The 21,658-nt window shown below is 37.8% G+C and carries 24 protein-coding genes; 14 read left to right on the forward strand and 10 right to left on the reverse strand.

Going from position 1 to position 21,658, the window contains the following annotated elements; all coding sequences use genetic code 11:
• Nucleotides 1–17: 17 nt before the first annotated feature.
• Nucleotides 18–1,490, reverse strand: coding sequence for an RNA polymerase factor sigma-54 (gene rpoN, locus FA047_RS02685; RefSeq protein WP_136834437.1), 1,473 nt, complete (start codon nucleotides 1,488–1,490; stop codon nucleotides 18–20).
• A 394-nt stretch (nucleotides 1,491–1,884) separates the two neighbouring features.
• Here rpoN and mscL point away from each other — a divergent pair, with 394 nt between their 5' ends.
• The 9 genes from mscL (at nucleotide 1,885) to tsaB (ending at nucleotide 7,105) form a co-directional block, all read left to right on the forward strand.
• Nucleotides 1,885–2,316, forward strand: a complete 432-nt coding sequence (gene mscL, locus FA047_RS02690; RefSeq protein ID WP_136834438.1) for a large conductance mechanosensitive channel protein MscL — start codon at nucleotides 1,885–1,887, stop codon at nucleotides 2,314–2,316.
• 221 nt (nucleotides 2,317–2,537) lie between these two features.
• Nucleotides 2,538–3,305, forward strand: coding sequence for a LiaF transmembrane domain-containing protein (locus FA047_RS02695; RefSeq protein ID WP_136834439.1), 768 nt, complete (start codon nucleotides 2,538–2,540; stop codon nucleotides 3,303–3,305).
• Nucleotides 3,306–3,315: 10 nt separating this feature from the next.
• A complete protein-coding gene (locus FA047_RS02700; RefSeq protein WP_136834440.1) occupies nucleotides 3,316–3,660 on the forward strand; it encodes a DUF4288 domain-containing protein in 345 nt (114 codons plus the stop codon).
• Nucleotides 3,661–3,684: 24 nt separating this feature from the next.
• Nucleotides 3,685–4,746 (forward strand): sensor histidine kinase, encoded by a 1,062-nt coding sequence (locus FA047_RS02705; protein WP_225872609.1) that lies wholly within the window; start codon nucleotides 3,685–3,687, stop codon nucleotides 4,744–4,746.
• Nucleotides 4,724–5,464: a LytR/AlgR family response regulator transcription factor gene (locus tag FA047_RS02710; RefSeq protein WP_136834441.1), complete on the forward strand. Its 741-nt coding sequence runs from the start codon at nucleotides 4,724–4,726 to the stop codon at nucleotides 5,462–5,464. Before FA047_RS02705 ends, FA047_RS02710 begins: the two co-directional genes overlap by 23 nt.
• Nucleotides 5,465–5,551: 87 nt before the next feature.
• On the forward strand, nucleotides 5,552–5,710 hold the full coding sequence (rpmH, locus tag FA047_RS02715) for a 50S ribosomal protein L34 (RefSeq protein ID WP_055133745.1): 159 nt from the start codon (nucleotides 5,552–5,554) through the stop codon (nucleotides 5,708–5,710).
• Nucleotides 5,711–5,773: 63 nt separating this feature from the next.
• Complete coding sequence (locus FA047_RS02720) at nucleotides 5,774–6,187, forward strand: ribonuclease P protein component (protein ID WP_136834442.1); 414 nt, start codon at nucleotides 5,774–5,776, stop codon at nucleotides 6,185–6,187.
• Complete coding sequence (gene yidD, locus FA047_RS02725; protein WP_136834443.1) at nucleotides 6,171–6,404, forward strand: membrane protein insertion efficiency factor YidD; 234 nt, start codon at nucleotides 6,171–6,173, stop codon at nucleotides 6,402–6,404. Before FA047_RS02720 ends, yidD begins: the two co-directional genes overlap by 17 nt.
• Before the next feature lie 17 nt (nucleotides 6,405–6,421).
• Nucleotides 6,422–7,105, forward strand: a complete 684-nt coding sequence (gene tsaB / locus FA047_RS02730; protein WP_136834444.1) for a tRNA (adenosine(37)-N6)-threonylcarbamoyltransferase complex dimerization subunit type 1 TsaB — start codon at nucleotides 6,422–6,424, stop codon at nucleotides 7,103–7,105.
• Nucleotides 7,106–7,157: 52 nt separating this feature from the next.
• On the opposite strand, the gene FA047_RS02735 is transcribed toward tsaB, so the two are convergent.
• Together FA047_RS02735 and FA047_RS02740 are read right to left on the reverse strand one after the other, a co-directional pair.
• The gene (locus FA047_RS02735; RefSeq protein WP_136834445.1) at nucleotides 7,158–8,597 is read right to left on the reverse strand and encodes a DUF5723 family protein; all 1,440 of its coding nucleotides are present in this window, start codon (nucleotides 8,595–8,597) and stop codon (nucleotides 7,158–7,160) included.
• A gap of 7 nt (nucleotides 8,598–8,604) precedes the next feature.
• Nucleotides 8,605–10,200, reverse strand: coding sequence for a hypothetical protein (locus tag FA047_RS02740; RefSeq protein WP_136834446.1), 1,596 nt, complete (start codon nucleotides 10,198–10,200; stop codon nucleotides 8,605–8,607).
• 138 nt (nucleotides 10,201–10,338) lie between these two features.
• Here FA047_RS02740 and FA047_RS02745 point away from each other — a divergent pair, with 138 nt between their 5' ends.
• The 3 genes from FA047_RS02745 (at nucleotide 10,339) to FA047_RS02755 (ending at nucleotide 13,931) form a co-directional block, all read left to right on the forward strand.
• A complete protein-coding gene (locus tag FA047_RS02745; RefSeq protein WP_317130906.1) occupies nucleotides 10,339–10,692 on the forward strand; it encodes a DUF423 domain-containing protein in 354 nt (117 codons plus the stop codon).
• A complete protein-coding gene (gene priA / locus FA047_RS02750; protein WP_136835138.1) occupies nucleotides 10,692–13,175 on the forward strand; it encodes a replication restart helicase PriA in 2,484 nt (827 codons plus the stop codon). The genes FA047_RS02745 and priA overlap by 1 nt, the downstream gene beginning before the upstream one ends.
• 99 nt (nucleotides 13,176–13,274) lie before the next feature.
• Complete coding sequence (locus FA047_RS02755; protein ID WP_136834448.1) at nucleotides 13,275–13,931, forward strand: protein-L-isoaspartate(D-aspartate) O-methyltransferase; 657 nt, start codon at nucleotides 13,275–13,277, stop codon at nucleotides 13,929–13,931.
• Between the two features lie 2 nt (nucleotides 13,932–13,933).
• Here the strand turns inward: FA047_RS02755 and smpB are convergent, their stop codons facing one another.
• The 3 genes from smpB to FA047_RS02770 all read right to left on the reverse strand — a co-directional run bounded on the left by smpB (nucleotide 13,934) and on the right by FA047_RS02770 (nucleotide 17,058).
• Complete coding sequence (gene smpB / locus FA047_RS02760; protein WP_136834449.1) at nucleotides 13,934–14,383, reverse strand: SsrA-binding protein SmpB; 450 nt, start codon at nucleotides 14,381–14,383, stop codon at nucleotides 13,934–13,936.
• Nucleotides 14,384–14,404: 21 nt separating this feature from the next.
• A complete protein-coding gene (locus FA047_RS02765) occupies nucleotides 14,405–16,282 on the reverse strand; it encodes an Nramp family divalent metal transporter (protein WP_136834450.1) in 1,878 nt (625 codons plus the stop codon).
• 101 nt (nucleotides 16,283–16,383) lie between these two features.
• Nucleotides 16,384–17,058, reverse strand: coding sequence for a metal-dependent transcriptional regulator (locus FA047_RS02770; RefSeq protein ID WP_136834451.1), 675 nt, complete (start codon nucleotides 17,056–17,058; stop codon nucleotides 16,384–16,386).
• 139 nt (nucleotides 17,059–17,197) lie between these two features.
• On the opposite strand from FA047_RS02770, the gene FA047_RS02775 reads away from it, so the two are divergent.
• Nucleotides 17,198–17,668, forward strand: coding sequence for an Lrp/AsnC family transcriptional regulator (locus tag FA047_RS02775; protein ID WP_136834452.1), 471 nt, complete (start codon nucleotides 17,198–17,200; stop codon nucleotides 17,666–17,668).
• Here the strand turns inward: FA047_RS02775 and ung are convergent.
• On the reverse strand, nucleotides 17,665–18,345 hold the full coding sequence (ung, locus tag FA047_RS02780) for a uracil-DNA glycosylase (RefSeq protein WP_136834453.1): 681 nt from the start codon (nucleotides 18,343–18,345) through the stop codon (nucleotides 17,665–17,667). The genes FA047_RS02775 and ung overlap by 4 nt on opposite strands.
• A gap of 1 nt (nucleotide 18,346) precedes the next feature.
• On the reverse strand, nucleotides 18,347–18,796 hold the full coding sequence (locus tag FA047_RS02785; RefSeq protein ID WP_225872610.1) for a thioredoxin family protein: 450 nt from the start codon (nucleotides 18,794–18,796) through the stop codon (nucleotides 18,347–18,349).
• Between the two features lie 216 nt (nucleotides 18,797–19,012).
• On the opposite strand from FA047_RS02785, the gene FA047_RS02790 reads away from it, so the two are divergent.
• Nucleotides 19,013–19,552: a DUF2892 domain-containing protein gene (locus FA047_RS02790; RefSeq protein ID WP_136834455.1), complete on the forward strand. Its 540-nt coding sequence runs from the start codon at nucleotides 19,013–19,015 to the stop codon at nucleotides 19,550–19,552.
• 47 nt (nucleotides 19,553–19,599) lie between these two features.
• On the opposite strand, the gene FA047_RS02795 is transcribed toward FA047_RS02790, so the two are convergent.
• Nucleotides 19,600–19,815, reverse strand: a complete 216-nt coding sequence (locus tag FA047_RS02795) for a hypothetical protein (RefSeq protein WP_136834456.1) — start codon at nucleotides 19,813–19,815, stop codon at nucleotides 19,600–19,602.
• A gap of 85 nt (nucleotides 19,816–19,900) precedes the next feature.
• The gene (gene lysS / locus FA047_RS02800; protein WP_136834457.1) at nucleotides 19,901–21,622 is read right to left on the reverse strand and encodes a lysine--tRNA ligase; all 1,722 of its coding nucleotides are present in this window, start codon (nucleotides 21,620–21,622) and stop codon (nucleotides 19,901–19,903) included.
• Nucleotides 21,623–21,658 lie beyond the last annotated feature (36 nt).

Consider the following 21,658-nt stretch of genomic DNA (forward strand, 5'->3'; position numbering starts at 1 on the left):
TGACGAAAGTCAACTAATTAAAGTTCTTTTCTTAAACGTGCTACAGGAATATTCATTTGCTCCCTATATTTAGCTACCGTTCTCCTCGCAATGTTATACCCTCTGTCTTTTAGGATGTCAGTTAGCTTTTCATCAGCAAGAGGCTTGCGCTTGTCTTCATTGCCAATACAATCTTCTAATATCTTCTTTACTTCTTTGTTAGAAACCTCTTCACCGCTTTCAGTTTGAATGGCCTCAGAGAAGAAAGATTTCAATAGGAAAGTACCAAATTCGGTTTGCACATATTTAGAGTTTGCCACCCTTGATACTGTAGAGATATCCATATCAATCTTGTCGGCTATATCTTTCAGGATCATTGGACGCATTTTCCGTTCATCTCCGGTAAGCAGATATTCATATTGATACTGCATAATGGCATTCATAGTTTTTAACAAAGTTTGCTGCCTTTGCTTTATGGCATCGATAAACCATTTTGCCGAGTCCAGTTTTTGCTTTACGAACTGAACTGCTTCTTTTAATTTTTTATCCTTTTGAGATGCTTTATCGTAGTGATCAAACATGTCGATGTACGACCTGCTAACCCTTAATTCAGGTGCGTTTTTTGAGTTTAAAGTAAGTATTAATACACCATCATTGTTAGAAACATGAAAATCAGGTATAATTTGTAACTGTTTCGTTGTCACCTGATTGGAGTCCCCCGGTTTAGGATTCAGACGGAGTATCTCTGCGATGATTTCCTTCAGGTCCTCACTGTTAAGTCCCAATGATTTCTCCAGTTTATCGTAATGTTTACGTGTAAACTCATCGAGGTAATTCTCAACGATTTCGATAGCCTTAACAATGATTGGATTGTTAGGATCCTTACGCCTTAGCTGCAAAGTAAGGCATTCCTGTAAGTCTCTTGCCGCAATGCCAGGAGGATCAAAACTTTGTATTACTTTCAGCATTTCCAGCACATCTTCTTCTTCCACCATCACATTTTGTGAAAATGCAAGATCATCTATCATAGAAGTAATAGGTCTTCTTAGGTATCCATCATCATCTAAACTTCCGATAATTTGTTTTCCTATAATAAAATCCTGGTCAGAAAGAGGAACCAGGTCCAGCTGTTCCTGTAAGCTCTCAAAAAAGGTACTTTCTATAGCTATAGGAGTTTCTTTTTTTTCTTCATCATCGTCACTGTTATTGTAGGATGTACTGTAATCGTTTACACTATCGTCCTGCAGATAATCATCTACATTAAATTCATCAGTACTTTCCTCTTTGGCTCCTGCATCATAATCTTCAGGACCATCATTCAAATCATCATATTCACTTTTTGGCTCTTCTGCAATCATTAAGCTTGGGTCTTCCAAAGCTGGATTTTCTTCGAGCTCTTCTTTAATACGCGTATCCAAAGCAACAGTCGGTACTTGCAGCAACTTTATAAATTGGATTTGCTGAGGAGAGAGTTTCTGTAGTAATTTTTGTTGTAGGTGCTGTTTTAACATAAGGTGATGAGCAGGTATTTTATGTACCCGTTCCAAAAATACACATTTCGGACAGATAAAAGCAATTTCCCTAAGGTATATTCTTAAATTTAGGGGTATGGTTGTGGACGTTGGCATACCTACTGGTTCAACTTAGTCTAGATTTACATAAAATAAATAAGATCTATTAAATAACTCCATGTTAACCATAAGTTAATCCTACGGTGACCCCACATTTTACCATCAAAAACGTGGGGTCACTGTGGGCTCATCGTGGGCTCAAGATAAAGAAGTTCAATACTTGTGTTATCTTACGTGTTAATTTGATGATAGAATAATGAAATAAATTATGCCTTTAATATTCTTGTTTTTGGTACGATTTTTATAAATTAGAATAAACTAAAACAACTATTATATGGGATTTGTAAAAGAATTTAAGGAATTTGCTGTAAAAGGCAGTGTAATGGATCTAGCTGTCGGTGTAATCATCGGTGGCGCTTTTGGTAAAATTATCGATAGTGTGGTAAAGGATTTGATCATGCCGTTGATATCAGCGGTCATCGGTTCCGTAGATTTCAGTAATCTCTATATTGTACTGAAAGGGGAGGTTGCCGCTAATCTCGCACTGGAGGAGGCACGTAAGGTGCCTGATACTGTTATTTTTGCCTATGGTAACTTCATTACAGTAGCCATTAACTTTTTATTATTAGCGCTGGCTGTATTTATGCTGGTAAAGGGTATTAATTCTATGAAACGTAAACAGGAAGCTGAGCCTGTGGCACCAGCTGCACCTTCAAAAGAAGAAGTGCTATTGGCAGAGATCAGAGATTTACTTAAAAATAAATAAGAGAATTTTGCTGAGTGAAAAGAGGCTGATTACAAAAGTAATTGGCCTTTTTTTGTATTGATTGGTTTTTTACCGATAAAATAGTGTCGTTTACCGACGATTAGAATAGCTACATAGCTGCTGTGTTGTTAATAGTACAAGTTGTCTATAATTTTGATGAAGCAAATACAATTAAATAAATGGAAACAATAGCGGTTAGCCATATTTAGATTAGAAAGGAAATGGGAAATTTGAAAACAAATAACTCCAGCAGAATATGTACAGGACTAGTGGTTCTTTTGATTGGAGTAGTTTTTCTGCTAGACAATATAGGGCTTAATATTCCGAAATGGATCTTCGATTGGCCGATATTGTTGATTGCGATCGGATTGTTGGTCGGGTATAAGCGCAAATTTGAGGTTGGATTGTGGATGTTTTTTGTTGCCGTGGGAGGTTTTCTTACGATTGAGTCAATTGTTAATGTAGATTTTTCAAAATATTATTTTGCACTAATCTTTATCGCAATTGGTGTTTTTCTGATCATTAAACCAAAAGGACGTGGTTTTCAGGGGAAGCGCTGGAAAAAGAAATGGGCGCAAAAGTGTGCTGGCTTTGAAGGTTTAGGTAATCAGGCTGAAGACAATGCACAAACTCCATATGATATAGACAAGAATGACATATTGGATACGGTGAACGTATTTGGCGGTAGTCATCAGAACATCTATTCTAAAAATTTTAGAGGCGGTGATGCTATAGCAATTTTTGGTGGATCGGATATCAATCTTTCGCAGGCAGATTTTGAAGGGACTATATCGCTTGATGTGGTTGCGATCTTTGGCGGAGTTAAAATTGTTGTTCCTCCAAGCTGGGATGTGAAATCAGAAGTCACTGCAATATTTGGTGGTATAGATGACAAACGTGCACTTGGGCAAGTGCTTTCTGAGCCCAAAAAGACGATAATAATTAAAGGGGTAGCTTTATTCGGCGGGGTGGATATCAGAAATTTTTAAATTCTATGTTATGAAATGGTTTTTAGTAAGGTATATTTATGAAATTATTAGTGGCGATGGGGGATATAGGGTGCAGTTTGATGAGCAACTAAGATTAATTAGTGCAGACACTGGTAATGATGCAATTTGCAAAGCCGAAGGTATGGCCGATGATTTTCATCCGCCCTTTAGAAACTATAAAGGCGAACTCGTAGAGTGGAAATTCATTTGTATTGCCGGACTTCATGAAATACAGACCCCAACTGATGGTGCAGAGGTGACTTCAATATTACACGAACCACATGATGCCCTTGATTTTAGAGCACAAATAGACAAACGAAAAGAATTTTTGGATAATGCTATTGGCGTGTTATAAATAAATCAGCTTAAATAATCTATTTTGACAACAAGTCCGTTATCAATATTAAGAATACAGAGAGTTGCCGGTGCTATCTTTTTAGCCTGGGCTTCTTTGTTTATAATTCTTTTTTACGTGACGCTGAACTTTAGTATTGAGGTTTCAATTGCTGATAGTTTAATTACCAATGGACTCATGGCGATGGGGTGTTTTATTTTGAGCAATATGCTCGGGTATTATCAGCCAAAAAAAGAAACCATTCTTTTTGTGCTCATGCTCACGCTGGTGTTGGCTTTAATTGTCACTTTTATCAGTAAATTCTGCCTGAATATGTTATTTCCCAGTGATTTAACATACAGGAGTTTTTTGAGGTTGTCGCTGCTTGTCCGGTTTATTATCGTGTTTGTATTCCTGGCCTGGTGCGCACTGGCCAATATTTTGTGGTACAGGCTAGAGGAGCAGTCAGAAACTCAGGAGCGGTTGTTGATGGCGCAGAACCTTTCTAAGGAAGCCGAATTGAATAAGCTGAGGCATCAGCTGCAGCCCCATTTTTTGTTCAATAGTCTGAATTCAGTTTATGCACTTACCATTGTAAATCCTAAGGAAGCTGGTACTATGATTACTAAACTGGCGGCATTTTTAAGAGGTACTTTGAAACGGGATGACGAGGTTTGGGTGAGTGTTGGTGAGGAGATGGAGTACATACAGCTTTATCTTGATATTGAAAAAGTAAGGTTCAGCCACAGGCTGAGTGTCGATATTGAAATAGACAAAGAAACTTTAAATTTGAAATTGCCCGGTACTTTACTTCAACCTATTGTGGAAAATGCGATTAAGTTTGGCTTGTACAATACCGCTGCGGCAATTACAATAGCTATAACTGTTAATGTCGAAAGTGGAGTACTTGTCGTAAAAGTTAAAAATCCCTTTGACCCGGAAATGAAAGCTACTGGAGGAACAGGATTTGGATTAACTGCGATTAAAAGACGCCTGTACTTGCTGTTTGCTGATGAACAATTGTTGCATACCCAGGCTACTCAGGAAAATATATATATAACTACTCTTAAAATACCTCAAGCTGATGATACGAACGATACTAATTGATGATGAATCCCTTGCAAGGGATATTGTAAAGCATTATCTGAGTGATTTTCCCGATATTGAAGTCGTAGCAGAATGTAGTGATGGTTTTGAAGGATTAAAGGCAATCACACAGCATCAGCCTGATTTTATTTTTCTGGATATTCAAATGCCTAAAATCAATGGGTTTGAAATGTTGGAACTGGTAGAGAATCCTCCCGCTGTGATATTCACAACTGCATTTGATGAATATGCTATCAAAGCTTTTGAAGTAAATGCAGTGGATTATCTGCTGAAGCCGATTGAACAGGTTAGATTTGAACAGGCCATTAAAAAAATACCGGCACGGTTGAATAGTGCAGATACTGAGGCCACGCAGGAGCTTCTGAATTCAGCAGCGTTGAGCCCTGCCCAGAATAACAGGGTGGTGGTAAAGAAAAATGGAGTAATCAAAATTGTTGCTGTGGGAGATATTCATTACCTGGAAGCAGATGATGATTATGTTAAATTAAGTACTACGGAAGGAATTTTTCACAAGAATAAGACTATGAGCTTTTTTGAACGGACACTGGATCCGGGACAATTTATTCGAATACATCGCTCTTATATTATAAATTTGGCGGAAGTAACCCGTATAGAGCTCAAGGAAAAAGATAGTTATGTAGTGCTGCTGAAGTCTGATATCTGGCTACCAGTGAGCAAAACAGGATATGTTAAACTAAAAGCAGCCTTAGGCATGTAGAAAATTCTAATTCTATTTGCAATTAGAAAAAAATCAAACTATATTTGCACCTCTTATTTAAAAAAATAGTCAAGATATAATACAGTTATGAAAAGAACATTCCAACCTTCGCAAAGAAAGAGAAGAAACAAACACGGCTTCCGCGAAAGAATGGCTACAGCAAACGGTAGAAGAGTATTAGCTTCTCGTCGTGCAAAAGGAAGAAAAAGATTATCAGTTTCTGACGAGCGTCGTCATAAAGCATAATTTTTGATTGCAACACTTTAAGTGTTGGCAGATCAGAATATCTGCAAATTTGCGATCAAAAACATGAACACATTTAACAAAGAAGAACGGTTGTGTAGCAGGAAGTTAATTGACTTGCTATTTAAAGACGGTTCTTCTTTTTTATTATACCCCTATAGGGTATCTTATTTGCTTACAGCTACTTCTCATCAATTTCCCGTTCAGGTTGTAATTAATGTATCTAAAAAGCGCTTTAAAAAAGCTGTAGATAGAAACCGCATTAAAAGGCTGACCAGAGAAGCTTACCGCCTGCAGAAGCAAAAGGATTTGTACGCTTTGATTCCTGAATCTGAAAAGCTCTTATTACTTTCCGTCCAATTTATAGGCAAGAAGATTTATGATTATTCTTTTTTCGAAAAGAAGTTGTCAGGAGTTTTTAAAAAGCTGACAACTGAATTGCAGGTTAAAATGACTCAGGAAAATGATCAGCCTTCTTAAGCAAATTATTGGCTGGTTCTTCCTCGGACTGATCAAGCTTTATCAGTGGCTTTTGTCGCCGCTGTTGGGTGCAAGTTGCAGGTATACACCAACGTGTTCGCAATATGGGATTGAAGCGATAAAAAAACATGGGCCTTTTAAAGGAGGTTGGTTAACTTTGAAACGTATTGGCAGATGTCACCCTTGGGGTGGGCACGGTCATGACCCAGTTCCTTAATTATATTTTATTATTCAATGGCTACTATACTTCAAATCGAAACCGCTACACAAGTTTGTTCTGCTGCACTATCAAAAGATGGTAAGACTATAGCTGTGAAGGAGCTTATGGCAAGTAACATTCATGCAGGCAGTCTTACTTTGTTCATTGAGGAAGTAATGGGGATGGTCGGTCTTCAGTTTTCAGATCTGGATGCTGTGGCAGTAAGCAAGGGTCCTGGTTCGTATACCGGACTTCGAATAGGTGTTTCTACCGCGAAGGGACTATGCTTTGCACTGGATAAACCATTGATTGGCGTGGATACGCTTCAAATGATGGCTGCGGGTTTTATGCAAAGTCGACCTGAATATGAGGGAGCCATCTGTTCAATGATTGATGCCAGGAGAATGGAGGTTTTTACTGCGGTATATAATGCCAAACTCGATTCGATAGTGGATACGAGTGCTAAGATAATTGACGAGCACAGCTTTGCAGAAGAACTGAATTCCGGAGTATTGATGTTCATTGGTGATGGTGCTGCAAAGTGTAAAGATGTGATCAGACATGAAAATGCTTCGTTCTCGGGGGCTAATTTTAATTCTGCCAGCAACATGAGTGCATTGGCATATAACGCTTATTCGCATTCAAAATTTGAGGATGTGGCGTATTTTGAACCATTTTATCTTAAAGATTTTGTGCTGACTACGCCCAAAAAGAAATAGTATAGGTAACGCCCTAACACTGAATTTATTCAGGATCAAGATTGGAGGTGTGTTATCTCTTCTTTGAGAATACACTGAACAGACGTTTGAAAAAACTTGATTCGCCATCGTTAATTCCCGGCATTGTACTGCTGTTCTGAGGGTGCTCTACGGTATTTCCAAACTTGATTCCAACTCCCAAATAAAATGAGGCACCATTGTATCCTTTTCCAATAGTAATGTCTTGTTTAATTGCTCCTTTGGCTTGTGATACTGTTTTAAAAAGATCATCAGATCCGAGGAAGACTTCGAAATTGGGTGTTTGATACATTCCCTGCATACCAAATAAAAACAAGTTGTTGAAATTGTAAGAAGGAATAGCTGTTAGTGAAAATTGATCATACTTAAATTTGTTGACGAAAGCTGCATCGCCCCCTTTATAAAACAAGTTTTTTGATACAATTAAGGCAGGAGTATAGGTGAAGTAAGGGACTGAAATACTGAATGCCTTTGAGATCATGAAATCAGCTTTTGCATTTGTAACGCTATAAAAACGCTCTCGTGTTTCGCCATCGGTGGCAATTTCTGTTATCCTGCTTTCAATGGATGAAGGGCTGGTCTCTGGATCCATAATAATCAAGGGGTCATTGATGTTGTTAAACCGATTGTAATAAGAGTTTTTAGTCCATCTGATGATACCAAGGTCCTTTACATTAGCCATTAAAAATACTCCGGTTTTTGAAGTGTAGCTTGTACCTAAGCTAATGGCAAGTCCCGGATTTTTAAATGTTGGTACCAAATCTTTCTTGGAGAGTTCATCTGTTTCAAGGAAGTTGGCTCTGTATGTTCCTTTGAGCGCAGCTACGAGGGGTTGGGTATCTGATCCTGGATTGAAGAAAGATTCGTCGATTTGGAGTTTGTTGTACGTGATGCCACTTAGTAAACTTAACTTGACACCAAATGCCAATCTCTTATTGTAGTTTTCCCGGTAGCTTACACTAAACTGGTGATAAGATTGTGCATAGCCATTGTTGTTAAAAGCATCATCAAAATCTTGTCCTTTATAAGCGTCAAATCGATTATAATTGTCTAATAATGCAAATGTTTCATTGGTGTAATCCACATTGCCATCAGTACGCAATTGCCAGGAGAGACCTATTTCTTTGTGAAATTTATAAGATTTGAATATTTTAAAATTAAACAGGTAGATGTTGCTGCTTTCAAAAATATGATTTACTTCATTGTTTCCTATTGTGATGTCTTTGGCTGAATATACTCCTTCATTGATCAGACGTCGGATAGTGCTTTCATTTCCTTTACTTGAGGCATTAAATCCGAGGTATGGAAGGAAAAAGTTGGATGCAAATTTACGTGACGAGTCCAGTACGAATGTTTTCTGTGCAGGATTTTCAAAGCCATCAAACAGGGTCTTTGTGTTGAACAAACCATATTGTTGTGCTTTTGATTGTATTGTGAAAAATACGATGCAAATAACCAGGTATCTTCTGTTCATAATGTAGCTATGGAATACTTATTATAGAATCGGTTTGTAGTGAATTGCTATCTGGTGATAGTTTTATCTTTTTATTAATCAGTACATTGGTCTGGAATTTTCCGTTGTCGCCGCTTAGTTGGTAGATAAATGAAGTATAGTTTTTTAAGCCATTTTCATTTTTGATTTGTTTATAATAGGGTTGGTATAAGTTCTTTAAGAAAATATCAGAAGAATTTTTCAAACCTATGAAGTAACTGATGTTGGCTGTATTTGCTAATTGGTCTATTGCAGTACTATAATCCTGGTTATTAATTAAAAGCTTATTGTTTTTGTAGCTATTTAAGAATGACTGTATGCTGCTGGCATTATTGGAAAAAACCATATAGTTGTCTATGATACAATAAAATGGTCTTTTGAATTTTTTTAAAGGCTCACCAAAATAAGCATATAGAAGATTGTCTTCTTTTAATACTTTAATATCCTGGCTATATTCTGTGCTTAAATCTAAAAGGAGCTGGGTTACTTTATCTCCATTGCTTAATTCTATTGCTCCGATTTTTTCTGCAGTATTTAGTTGGAACGTAATGAATTGATTTTTAAAGTATTTTGGGAAAATTTGGTCTGGATTAATTCTATATTTCTCATTAAAGGTCTTAATGATTTTTGAAGTACTCTGGTCATCTTTTACGACGGTAAACCATTCATTTAATGACTTTTTCCAGTTGGTGTAATTGTCTATTGCAAAAACCGAATAGTTGGCAGTATTTTCAGGAAGTATATTCGTAATGCTGATCTTCTGCGCTTTTAACCCGGCAAATAAATGGAGAAAACTGTTGTCGTCATTCGGAGTTGTCGTGCCTGTAAGAAGTATTTTTTCCTTACTGAAATTGTAAGTTAGATTCGCAAATGCATGCTGATTGTCTAATACAGAGAGTTCACCAGTTAGTTTTCCGGGCATCACGGCTTTCAAAAGTGAAGGCATGAGCTCAAAATTGATATATACTTCTGCGACGCTATTTTTTGTAATCCGGCTGTTTGATTTTATATAATCTACAAATTTACTGCTCTTATTGATAGAAGATGAGAGCACATTGATGATTGGTTTTGTAGTACTGGATAATAGCAATAGGTTGTCTTTTATGCCCAGATAAAAAATATTGCTGTCTGGCAATCGTATACTTATCAGATTTTCTTTATTAACTATTTCAATTGAATGGTCTTTTAAAACTTTACGCAGCTGGTCAATGCTGATTCCTGATTTTACCTGCGTACTGTATAGGAAGTCTACATTTTTGTCGCTTCCTGGAATTAAACTGATATAAACAGCTTGCTTGTCAATAGCGTAGTTAATTTCCGGGACAGATAAAATATAGGTCTTTAAAGACTCAAGTTCTGAGAATTTGTCATCTCCCGCTATTTCTTTGAACAGATCCTGCGCCTTGAGAATATCGAGGACACTTTTGTCATTTTCGAAGGAGAAAACAAAGGCTGAATTCGTAGTAGCAGCATAGAGACTACTGTCGTTGTTCTTTAGTTCTGAATTTAATCCTGAAAAATATAGATATGCCATGGTAATGATGGCAGCAATGAGGGTGATTATTATGGCTAAAATCTTTTTCATCTGTCGTTTAAGCAAACTTAGATAAAGTTATGTTAGTATCCATGCAACAGCTGTTAAAATATAGCCAATTTTATCTAAGTTTGTTTTGAAAAAAAGCTGGTTATAATGAGTAGACGTATATTATTAACAGCAGCTCTGTTGGGTGCTGTTGCGGTGATGTTTGGTGCATTCGGTGCACATGGATTGAAGAGGGTTGTAGATGAAGGATCGCTGGAGATATGGGCAAAGGGTGTAGAATATCAATTTTATCATGTCTTTGCCTTGTTATTTCTCTCACAATTTAAAACTGAGCAAACCAGGCTTGTTAATCTGGCTTACTGGTTTTTTACATTGGGCATTCTGTTTTTTTCAGGTTCCCTCTATCTGCTGGCAACAAGAAGTGTTTTAAATTTTGCCTTTGTTAGCTATATAGGTCCTGTAACTCCTGTTGGTGGTCTTTTATTTATATTGGGTTGGTTATCATTATTTTTAGCAGCAGTAAAAGGTAGATGATGTTTGGGTTTGATGATGAAGAGTTTGTAGAAAGGGAAACTTTATTTATTGAAGTGATACTTCCGCTGTCACTTGCTAAAAATTACATTTACCGGGTTCCTTTCGAATTAAACGGACAGGTGGCAGTAGGTAAAAGAGTAGTAGTTCAGTTTGGTAAAAATAAAATATATACCGCACTCATTAAAAGTGTTAGTAACGAAGCTCCCGGAATATATGAAGCCAAGTACATCATAGACGTAGTAGATGCTTATCCAATCATTACTCATGAACAATTGGAGTTGTGGGATTGGATGACTTTGTATTACATGTGCAATGAAGGTGATGTCATGTCGGCTGCTTTGCCGGCAGGCTTGAAGCTTGCCAGCGAGACCATCATTGTATTGAAAGAAGATGCAGTTCCAGAGGAAGGGGTTGTGTTTACTGAAAAAGAGGAGGTGGTGCTTACAGCGCTAAGGAGCAGGCCGCGCTTAACTATAGATGATGTATCTGCCATATTAGGCCAGAAAACAGTTTATCCCATTATCAATGGTTTGCTGGATAAAGGAATGGTTTATATTGCTGAAGAAGTAGTTGAGAAATATAAACCTTTATTGAAATCGTTTGTCAGCTTAAGCTCTTTTTATCAGGACGAAGAAAATCTAAGACAGCTTTTCGGTATTCTAGAAAAAGCACCTAAACAGCTGGATGCTCTTTTGGCTTATTTAAAGCTTTTTAAGCAACAAGATGTAATATCTAAAGAAGAGTTGCTTGAAGACAGTAATTGTGGCCCAGGGGCGTTAAAATCTTTATTGGATAAGGAGATATTCAAGATATACAAAAGACCCGTAAGCAGGCTTAGAGATCATAGCGATGACTTTATTCTCAATTTTGAATTGAGCGCTGCGCAAGATGGAGCATTAAAGAAAATTGAGCAGGAGTTTGTTGAAAAGGATGTGGTGCTGCTACATGGTGTTACGGCATCAGGTAAAACACAGATTTACATTAAACTCATTGAACATGCAATTGAAAAAGGCGGACAGGTGCTGTTTTTACTGCCTGAAATTGCCCTGACTACGCAAATCGTAGAGCGAATCCAACGATATTTTGGGGACTCTATAGGTGTTTACCATTCCAAATTCAATAATAATGAGCGTGTAGAGATTTGGAATAAGGTGTTGAATGGAAAATACAGGGTTGTACTTGGCGCCCGTTCTGCAGTTTTTCTTCCTTTTAAGGAATTAAAGCTAATTGTTGTAGATGAAGAACATGAATCATCATATAAACAGCAGGATCCGGCGCCACGCTATCAGGCACGTGATGCTGCTGTATATCTGGCACATTTACACAAAGCCAAAGTGGTGTTGGGATCAGCTACCCCATCTATAGAAAGTTATTTTAATGCCAAGGGTGGAAAATATGGGTTGGTTACCATAAATGAGCGCTTTGGAGGTGTGGAGTTGCCGCTTCAGGAAGTGATCAGTATTTCCGAAGAGACGAAGAAGAAAAAAATGGTTTCTTATTTTTCAGGTAAATTGATCGATGAGATTGCTTTTACGCTGGAGCATAAAGAGCAGGTGATACTTTTTCAAAACAGGAGGGGGTACGCGACAATACTGATTTGTGCGACCTGTGGCTATGCACCTAAATGTGTGAATTGCGATGTCTCGTTAACTTATCATAAAACCAGCGGCAAATTACACTGCCACTATTGTGGTTATCATCAGAGCAGCATCAATATTTGTCCTGCATGTGGGTCAGTGCACGTTGAGCAAAAGGGTTTTGGTACGGAAAGGGTGGAAGAAGAATTGAGCCTGATTTTTCCTGAGGCAAAGATATCCAGGCTTGATGTGGATAGTACGCGTACTAAGAATGGATTGCAACAGATCATTTCTGAGTTTCAGGAGAAAAAAACTGATATCCTGATTGGGACTCAGATGGTCGCTAAGGGACTGGATTTTGATAATGTTACGCTTATAGGCGTAATTAATGCAGATACACTATTGAATTACCCTGATTTCAGGGCTTTTGAAAGGAGTTATCAATTGCTTGCCCAGGTAGCCGGAAGAGCAGGAAGGAGGGATAAGCAGGGTAAAGTGATCATTCAGGCTTATGATGACAACCACCGCATCATTAACCAGGTGATAGAGAATAAGTATCTTGAAATGTACAACGAGGAATTATCTGAACGCAGGCAGTTTAATTATCCTCCATTTACAAGGCTGATTTTCATAAATATCAAGCATAAAGATTCTGATTTGCTAAATATGGCTTCCCAGAAATTCGCTAATGAACTGAGAGCTCATTTGGGAGGACGGGTATTGGGGCCTGAACAACCTTTGGTGGCTCGTGTAAGGAATTACTATATCAAACAGGTAATTATTAAGAGTGATAAAACAACCTCATTACCTAAGGTTAAATCACTGTTAAAAGAAGTCATATTACAATTTCAGGCCGAAAAGGACTTTAGGGGATTGAACATACAAGTTGACGTTGATCCTTACTGATTTTATTGCAATTGATTCTGTGTTGATTAGCTGTTTTTTGAAGGATTGGGGATAAATATTTAACCGGATTAGATTTCAAAAGGCTATTTTTGGAACAGTATGGCATACAAATTTGTTGACAATTATAGGGAAAAGGGAGCTAGGAAGAAGTTGGTGGCTCATCTGGAAGCAAGAGGTATTGAAGATGAAAATGTACTCAAAGCAATAGGTAAAGTTCCGCGTCATTTCTTTTTTGATGAAACATTCTGGAACCAGGCGTATAAAGATATTGCATTTCCGATAGGAGATGGTCAAACCATTTCACAACCATACACTGTTGCATATCAAAGTGAATTGCTCCACATAAAAAAGGGCGATAAAGTATTGGAAATCGGGACAGGTTCAGGATACCAGACTTGTATTTTGATGGAACTTGGGGCAAACGTTTATACGATAGAACGTCAGGAAAGCATTTATAGACACACCATCAGAGTGCTTCCTGGAATGGGATACAACGCACATTTCTTTTTTGGTGATGGATCTAAAGGTATTGCTGAACATGCACCTTACCACAAGATCATCGTGACTGCGGGAGCGCCATTTGTACCGGAAATCTTGTTAAAGCAACTTAAAATCGGGGGCATATTGGTGATACCGGTAGGAGATGAGCATTCTCAGAAAATGGTTACTGTAATTCGTGTCAGTGAAACTGACTATGAAAGGATCGAGTTGGATACTTTTAGATTTGTGCCATTGGTAGGAGATCAGGCCTGGTAGTTTTATATCTTCATGGCCCGATCCATCTCACGTTTCGATTCCCTGTCTTTAATGCTGTCTCTCTTATCGAATTCTTTTTTACCCTGTGCGAGCGCGATTTCTATTTTGGCAAAACCCCGCTCATTGGTGAAAATTCTAAGCGGAACGATGGTATAACCTTTTTCTTCACTTTTTACTTTAAGCTTTTTGAGTTCCCTTTTTTGAAGTAGTAATGCGCGGTCTCTTTTGATGTCATGGTTGTAAAATGAACTGTGACTATATTCGGAGATATGCAGGTTACGAACGTACAGGATGTTTCCAATGAACATGCAAAATGCATCGGACATATTGGCTTTACCTTGTCTTATAGCTTTTATTTCAGTGCCTAGCAATGCAAGTCCGGCATTGTATTTTTCGACAATGTGGTAGTCAAAATAGGCTCTTTTATTTTTAATCTGGATATCATTTTTCATTGAGGTGCTAATATCCGAATTTTATCTTACTATAAGCACTGGAATGGAGACTTTATGACGTACAGAGTTCACGGTGGTGCCTAAAATGAGGTCTTTCAGTCCTTTATGTCCATGCGCTCCCATCACCAGCAATTCCAGATTGGTCTCATTACTAATGTCTACAATTGCTTTGACTGTCCCGCCATAACCTATATGTATGGTCGAATTATAGCCTAGTTCAGCAAGGTTAGCCTGATATTTTTCCAGATTTTTAGTATCACTTTGAGTTTCATAATCCATTGCGGAATCGCCATGATACCTCGCGACAGCAGTTTCAACCACATGAATCAAATGATAGTGTGCATCTTTACCACCCTGAATGAGGGCATGTCTGATGGTTGTTCTGTCATTTTTAGAGAAATCAACTGTGATGCCGATTCTGATATAGTTTATTTTTTCTATTTCTGAAATATTAAGTGCATTGCCATGGGGCGCTACATTGTTGTCCTGTATTCTTGATTTTACCAGGGGATAAATAAAGATGTACAGTAACAACATCCCTATAAGGGCTGCTAAAGGAACTATAATGGCATATACATACCATCCGCCTTCTGCTCCCCAATTGGAGATCTCTTCTATCACTAACTTTACATTTAATGAAACAATGACGATTGAACTCACCCAGGCAAGAATCTGAACCCATGGTTTTATCGCAAAACCTTTCATGGTTTTTTTATCGGAAGTAAAGTGGATCAATGGAATGACTGCAAATCCCAGTTGCAGGCTGAGCACTACCTGGCTCAAAATTAACAAACCGCCAAGTGCTTCATTTCCAAACCATAATATGGTAAAAAATGCAGGTATAATGGCAAGTAAACGCGTAATTAAGCGTCGAAGCCAGGGTTGTATGCGCAATTTTAAATGCCCTTCCATTACGATTTGCCCGGCAAGAGTACCTGTTACCGTTGAGCTTTGTCCGGCAGCAATCAATGCAATAGCGAATAAAGCGGGAGCAACATTGCCAAAGATGTTTTGCAAAAGTTTATGTGCATCCTGTATCTCTGCCACTTCATGTAAACCATTTTTGTAAAATGCTGCTGCCGCGAGTATCAGGATCGCTGCATTAACAAAAAATGCAAGATTTAAAGCTACGGCGGTATCTATAAAGTTGAATTTGATCGCTTCTTTTATACCTTTTGTATCCCTCTCAAATTTTCTTGTCTGGACCAAAGAGGAATGGAGATAGAGGTTGTGTGGCATAACGGTGGCCCCGATGATTCCAATAGCAATGTACAGCGCTTCGCCTGAGAGCATAGAGGGTTCGAAACCTTTCACTATTTCGTTAAGTGAGGGCTCAACGATGAACATCTCAACCAAAAAAGATACACCGACAATGAAGACCATAGATACAATAAAGGCTTCCATTTTGCGCATACCTTTATTCAAGAGGAATAAAAGCAGAACGGTATCAAAAATAGTAACGCTAATACCCCAGATCAGGGGTAAGCCAAAAAGCAGATTTAAGCCGATAGCCATTCCAATGATTTCTGCCAGGTCGCATGCAACTATTGCAGTCTGGGCTAAAGCAAATAAAGGGATGTTTACCCATTTTGGATAGGCATTTCTAGATGCCTGAGCTAAGTCGAGCCCTCTTACAATACCCAGGCGGGCACTTAAAGATTGTAGCAGCAGGGCAATCAGATTAGACATCAACAATATCCAGATCAACTGGTATCCAAACTTGCTTCCTCCGGCGATGTCTGTTGCCCAGTTTCCAGGATCCATGTAACCGACACTTACGAGATATGCAGGGCCAATAAATGAAAGGATTCGTCTCCACCCGGTGCGCTTACTTGTATCTACGCTCTGATGTACTTCGCTTAAGGATTCGGTATTCTTTTTTGGTTCGGTTTTTTTCATCCGTATAAATTTGTTTTGTGATGAAGCTATCAGGTTTATTTATGCCGCTTGTGGTTTTAACATCTCGATGGTTTCATTTAATAGTTTTTGAAGCGCCAATACTAGGAGGCAGGGTTATCAATTGATGTTTTAATAAGTACATGTTTAGCAACCTCTCTGCTGACATTTAGTTTTTTGGTTTCAAGAAGTAACTCCACCGATCCGTCGAAATCTATTACATCTATGATTTTTAATGGTTTGCCTAGAGTGAGCCCTAATTTTTCAAGGTGTTTTAAAAATGAAGATGAGTGATCGCTAACCCCCATTATAATCCCTGTCTCTTCTTTTTTTAGTTTGCTTAATTTGATGAATGTTGCGGTGTCAAATTTTCCATTTTTGTCTGGTATAGGGTCGCCATGAGGATCGTTTTTGGGAAAAGAAAGAAATTCATCCAGACGTTCTATTAACTCCGGAGAATTAATATGTTCCAATTCCTCAGCAATGTCATGGACTTCATCCCATTTGAAATGCAGCTTTTCTACGAGAAATACCTCCCACAGCCTGTGTTTTCTGACGATATTAATCGCTAAAGATCGTCCGGATTCAGTGAGCTTGACTCCCTGATACTTTTTGTAGTCTATCAACTGTTTATCGGCCAGTTTCTTTATCATATCGGTAACTGAAGCAGCTTTGGTCTGCATTCGTTCTGCTATTGCATTCGTTTGAACGTTCCCTTCGTTGTTTAATGAGAGATGGTAAATGATCTTTAAGTAATTCTCTTCTGTAAAGGATTGCATTTCTGTTTGTCTAACTAAAAGTTTAGACAAATCTAAAAAAATAATAGAGAAATAAACTATAAATTTTTACAACTTTTTTAGAATAAAATTTGGTAATTAATGCTTTCTTATTCTACCTTTGGGCTTATTATTTTTTAAGATGGCAGCAGAACTAGATAAAACGGATTTTAAGATTTTGAAATTATTACAGGAAAATGGTAGGATTACCAATTTACTTTTATCTCAGGAGATAGGCCTTTCGCCGGCTCCGACTTTAGAAAGGGTGAGAAAGCTGGAAATGTCGGGTTATATTAAAAGTTATCATGCTTTAGTTGACGAGGAAAAGCTTGGATTAGGAATTAAGACGTTTATACAGGTCCAATTGGATTTTCATAAAAATAATACTATACAGATTTTTCTTGATGAAGTAAATCAGATTAAGGAAGTTACAGAATGCCACCATGTTACCGGTCAGGCAGATTTTCTTTTAAAAGTTTATGTCAATGATATCAAGTCTTATGAACGTTTAATTATGGATAAGATCAGTAAGATCTCTGTAGTTAAAACTTTCCAGACCATGATGATCATGTCGACTACCAAAAAGGAGCCGATCGTTCCGCTTGAATATTAATCCGTAATTTGCCAGTCTATTGGCTTTTGCCCCTGTTTTACTAAAATCTCATTCGCTTTTGAAAAATGCCTGCAACCAAGAAAGCCGTTGTAAGCAGAAAAAGGAGAGGGGTGAGCTGCTTTAAGAATGGTATGTTTTGTATCATCTATCAGCGTAGCTTTGTTTTGAGCAAATCTGCCCCATAACAGAAATACAATGCCCTTTCTTTTTTCCGATAGGGTACTTATTATTTTATCGGTAAATATTTCCCATCCTTTGCCCTGGTGTGAACCTGCTTCATGTGCCCTGACAGTTAGTGTCGCATTTAAAAGCAATACGCCTTCATCAGCCCATTTCGTAAGATTTCCGTGTCGAGGGATTATAAAACCTTCAATATCTTCATTGAGTTCCTTGTAGATGTTTTTTAATGATGGGGGGACTGTAATGCCTTTTTGCACTGAAAAGGAAAGACCGTGAGCCTGTCCTGTCCCATGATATGGATCCTGACCCAGAATAACAACTCCTACTTTGTCAAAAGGTGTATGGTCAAGCGCATTAAAAATATCGGTTCCTTTTGGGTATATGGTTGCTCCTTTTTGTTTTTCTTCCAGTAAAAAGGATTTCAACTGTTTCATGTAATCTTTTTCAAATTCATCTCCCAATGCATCCAGCCAGCTTTTTTCTAACGTTACAGACATATTATTTTTCTAAAATTAGTAGCAAATCGTTTTCTAAACTCGTTTTGGGACTTTCAATTATTCTGCCAAGTTCCTCTTCTTTCTCATAAAGAATGAAGGTAGGTACATTGGTGATATTAAGGTTGTCGATCAAACCATTCTCTGCCTTTTTAGCTCCGTTAACACAAATGAAGGTAATGTCATTTTCATTTACTTTAAGCACATCCATTAGTTTGATAAACCTCGGAACCTGCAGCTTGCTGTCTCCACACCAGGTGCCTAATACAATCGTTACTTTTTTTTCCGTTATCAGAGGTATTAACCTGGAGATGGTTACAGAATCTGGTTTATAGGTAGGGTATTCTATATCATATTGTGGTTTCATATCCGGAAATGAAATAAGTGCATCCCGGGTACATTTGTTGATCATGACCGTTTTCCCTCGGGAAATATCTTCTATTTTTTTATTCAAATTTTGCGAGTTCGCATTCATAGTAAATAGCAATATTACAATTGTAAATATTCTTCCCAATAGTATAGGGTTTTGGGTTTGTTACATTAATGATCACTAAAAAACGGTGAACGAAAAGTCATACGCTAATGGTGTTTCTTTTTTTGTTGAAATTATAATTTTAAATCTGATTTTTGGTATTTAAACACGATATTTGCAGAAAAATTATAAAAGAATATGCCAAATTTCGTTCGTTTGATTATAGGGGGTGTGCTGTTGGGAGCTTCAATAGCTATATTTTTTACCAGTTTTTGGGGTTGGGGCATATTAGGAGTTTTGTTAAGCGTATTGGTTGTCGTTACGTTTTTCTTTCATGAAAACATGTTACTGGCACAATGGTTTTTGAGAAAGGACAATATGGCTAAAGCTGAAGTTTATTTAAGAAAAATAATCAATTATGAAAAGGAATTGATCCGTGTGCAACACGGCTATTATAATCTGCTAATAGGTTTGATCGAATCAAGAAAAGCTCCGATGCAATCGGAAAAGTATTTTAAGAAGTCTCTTTCTTTGGGATTACACATGGATCACAATATTGCCCTTGCAAAATTAAGTCTTGCAGGTATTGCGATGGCAAAAAGAAATAAAAGAGAAGCACAAATGTATTTGACAGAAGCAAAAAAGGCCGATAAGAACAAATTGCTTGCTGATCAGATTAAACAGATGAAAGACCAGATGGGAATGATGGATAAACAGCAACAAGTGAGGTACAGGTAGTATTAATTTTGATATTAAAAAAGCCATATGCTTAGCATGTGGCTTTTTTATTTTTCACTAAGTCTGTCAAAGTTTTCCCCGTTTTCATAATCTGATGATCTGCTGATGATGTCATCATCCATGTATTCTTTCTTTCTGCTGAAGAACTTTTGTTCTGACTGAATCCGAGTAATTAGCTGACGAATCAAAGTCAGGTCAAATGCTTCTTTACTCAATTTAATGCAGTATTCGTTCTCTGTTATTTCAAGGCTTGAACTGTTCATAATTTTTAATTTTAATATGCCATAAAAATAAAAAGGCCTGCTAACATTTTTTGTAGCAGGCCTTTAAGCTTTTGTTATTTTTATGTTAAGCGAACCAGGTCATAACATCTTCTTTTGAAGGCATGGTTATTTCCAGTTTCAGCTTTTTGCGCATGCCACCTAAATCGTTAAATACTTTATTAGGATTTGCAGCTTTTAGTTCTTCAATTGTATTAATGTTCATTTTTCTGATCACCTGAACCCATTCAGCAGGAACGCCAGCATTAACGAAATCCTCGTCACTGGTAGCTTTTGCTTTTTTCTCTGGTCTCATCTGAGGGAAGAACAAAACTTCCTGAATTGTAGATTGGTTGGTCATCAGCATCACTAATCTGTCTATTCCAATTCCCAAACCAGAAGTAGGAGGCATGCCGTACTCCAGCGCACGAACAAAATCCTCGTCCATTGCCATAGCTTCATCATCACCTCTGGCAGCTAATGTAAGTTGATCTTCGAAGCGTTCCCGCTGGTCGATAGGATCATTAAGTTCAGAGTAAGCATTTCCTATTTCTTTGCCCATAACAAATAACTCAAATCGCTCTACCAAGCCTTCTTTACTTCTGTGCTTTTTAGCAAGAGGAGTCATTTCCAGAGGATAATCTGTTATATATGTAGGCTGAATTAGATTAGCCTCAACTTTTTCGCTAAACAGCTCATCTACCAGCTTTCCTTTTCCCATAGTCGAATCTATTTCAATATTCAGGCTTTTACACGTTTCTTTTAACTGTTCTTCAGTCATGTTAGAAACATCGATTCCTGTATATTTCTCAATAGACTCATACATGGTTAGCTTTTCATATGGGCCTTCAAAATTAATCTCTTGTTCTCCAACTTTGACGATAGGAGTGCCGTGGATAGCAACAGCAATTTTCTCCAGGCATTCTTCTACCATTCCCATCATCCAGATGTAATCCTTATAGGCTACATAGATTTCCATTGAAGTGAATTCTGGATTGTGAGTACGATCCATACCTTCATTTCTAAACATTTTTCCAAACTCATATACGCCATCAAAACCTGCTACAATAAGTCTTTTCAAGTATAACTCATTTGCTATACGCAGATACAACGGCATGTCCAGTGTATTGTGGTGTGTCGCAAAAGGACGCGCTGCTGCGCCACCATGGATCGGTTGCAATATAGGAGTTTCAACTTCCATCCATCCCTGATTGTCAAAGTAATTCCTCATGGTATTGATTACCTTAGACCTGTTGATGAATATCTGTTTGAAACCTGGGTTTACTGTTAAATCTACATAACGCTGTCTGTAGCGCAATTCAGGATCTGTAAATCCATCAAATATATTTCCTTCTTCATCGCGTTTTACGATGGGAAGTGGTTTTAAAGATTTGGAAAGAATTTTAAACTCTGTAACGTGAATAGATATTTCGCCTGTCTGAGTGGTAAATACGTAACCTCTCACGCCGATAAAGTCTCCAAGATCCAATAATTTCTTAAATACAGTATTGTATAAGGTTTTGTCTTCGTCAGGGCACAGGTCGTCTCTTTTCAGGTATACCTGAATTCTCCCTGTAGAGTCTTGTAGCTCAACGAAAGAAGCACTCCCCATAATACGGCGGGTCATGATCCTTCCAGCTATGCTAATGTTCTTATATGCTGTTTTATCTCTTTCGTAGTTGGCTAAGATGTCCGCTGCATTTGCATTAATTTCAAAAGCTTCGGCAGGATAGGGGTCAATACCTAATTCACGTAGTTGATTAAGTGAATTGCGACGCAATAGTTCTAATTCTGATAGTCCTGTACTCATATTTTGTGATATACGGTATGACCGTATAAGCTGATT

Source organism: Pedobacter frigoris (assembly GCF_005116445.1).
In the GTDB taxonomy this organism is placed as follows: domain Bacteria; phylum Bacteroidota; class Bacteroidia; order Sphingobacteriales; family Sphingobacteriaceae; genus Pedobacter; species Pedobacter frigoris.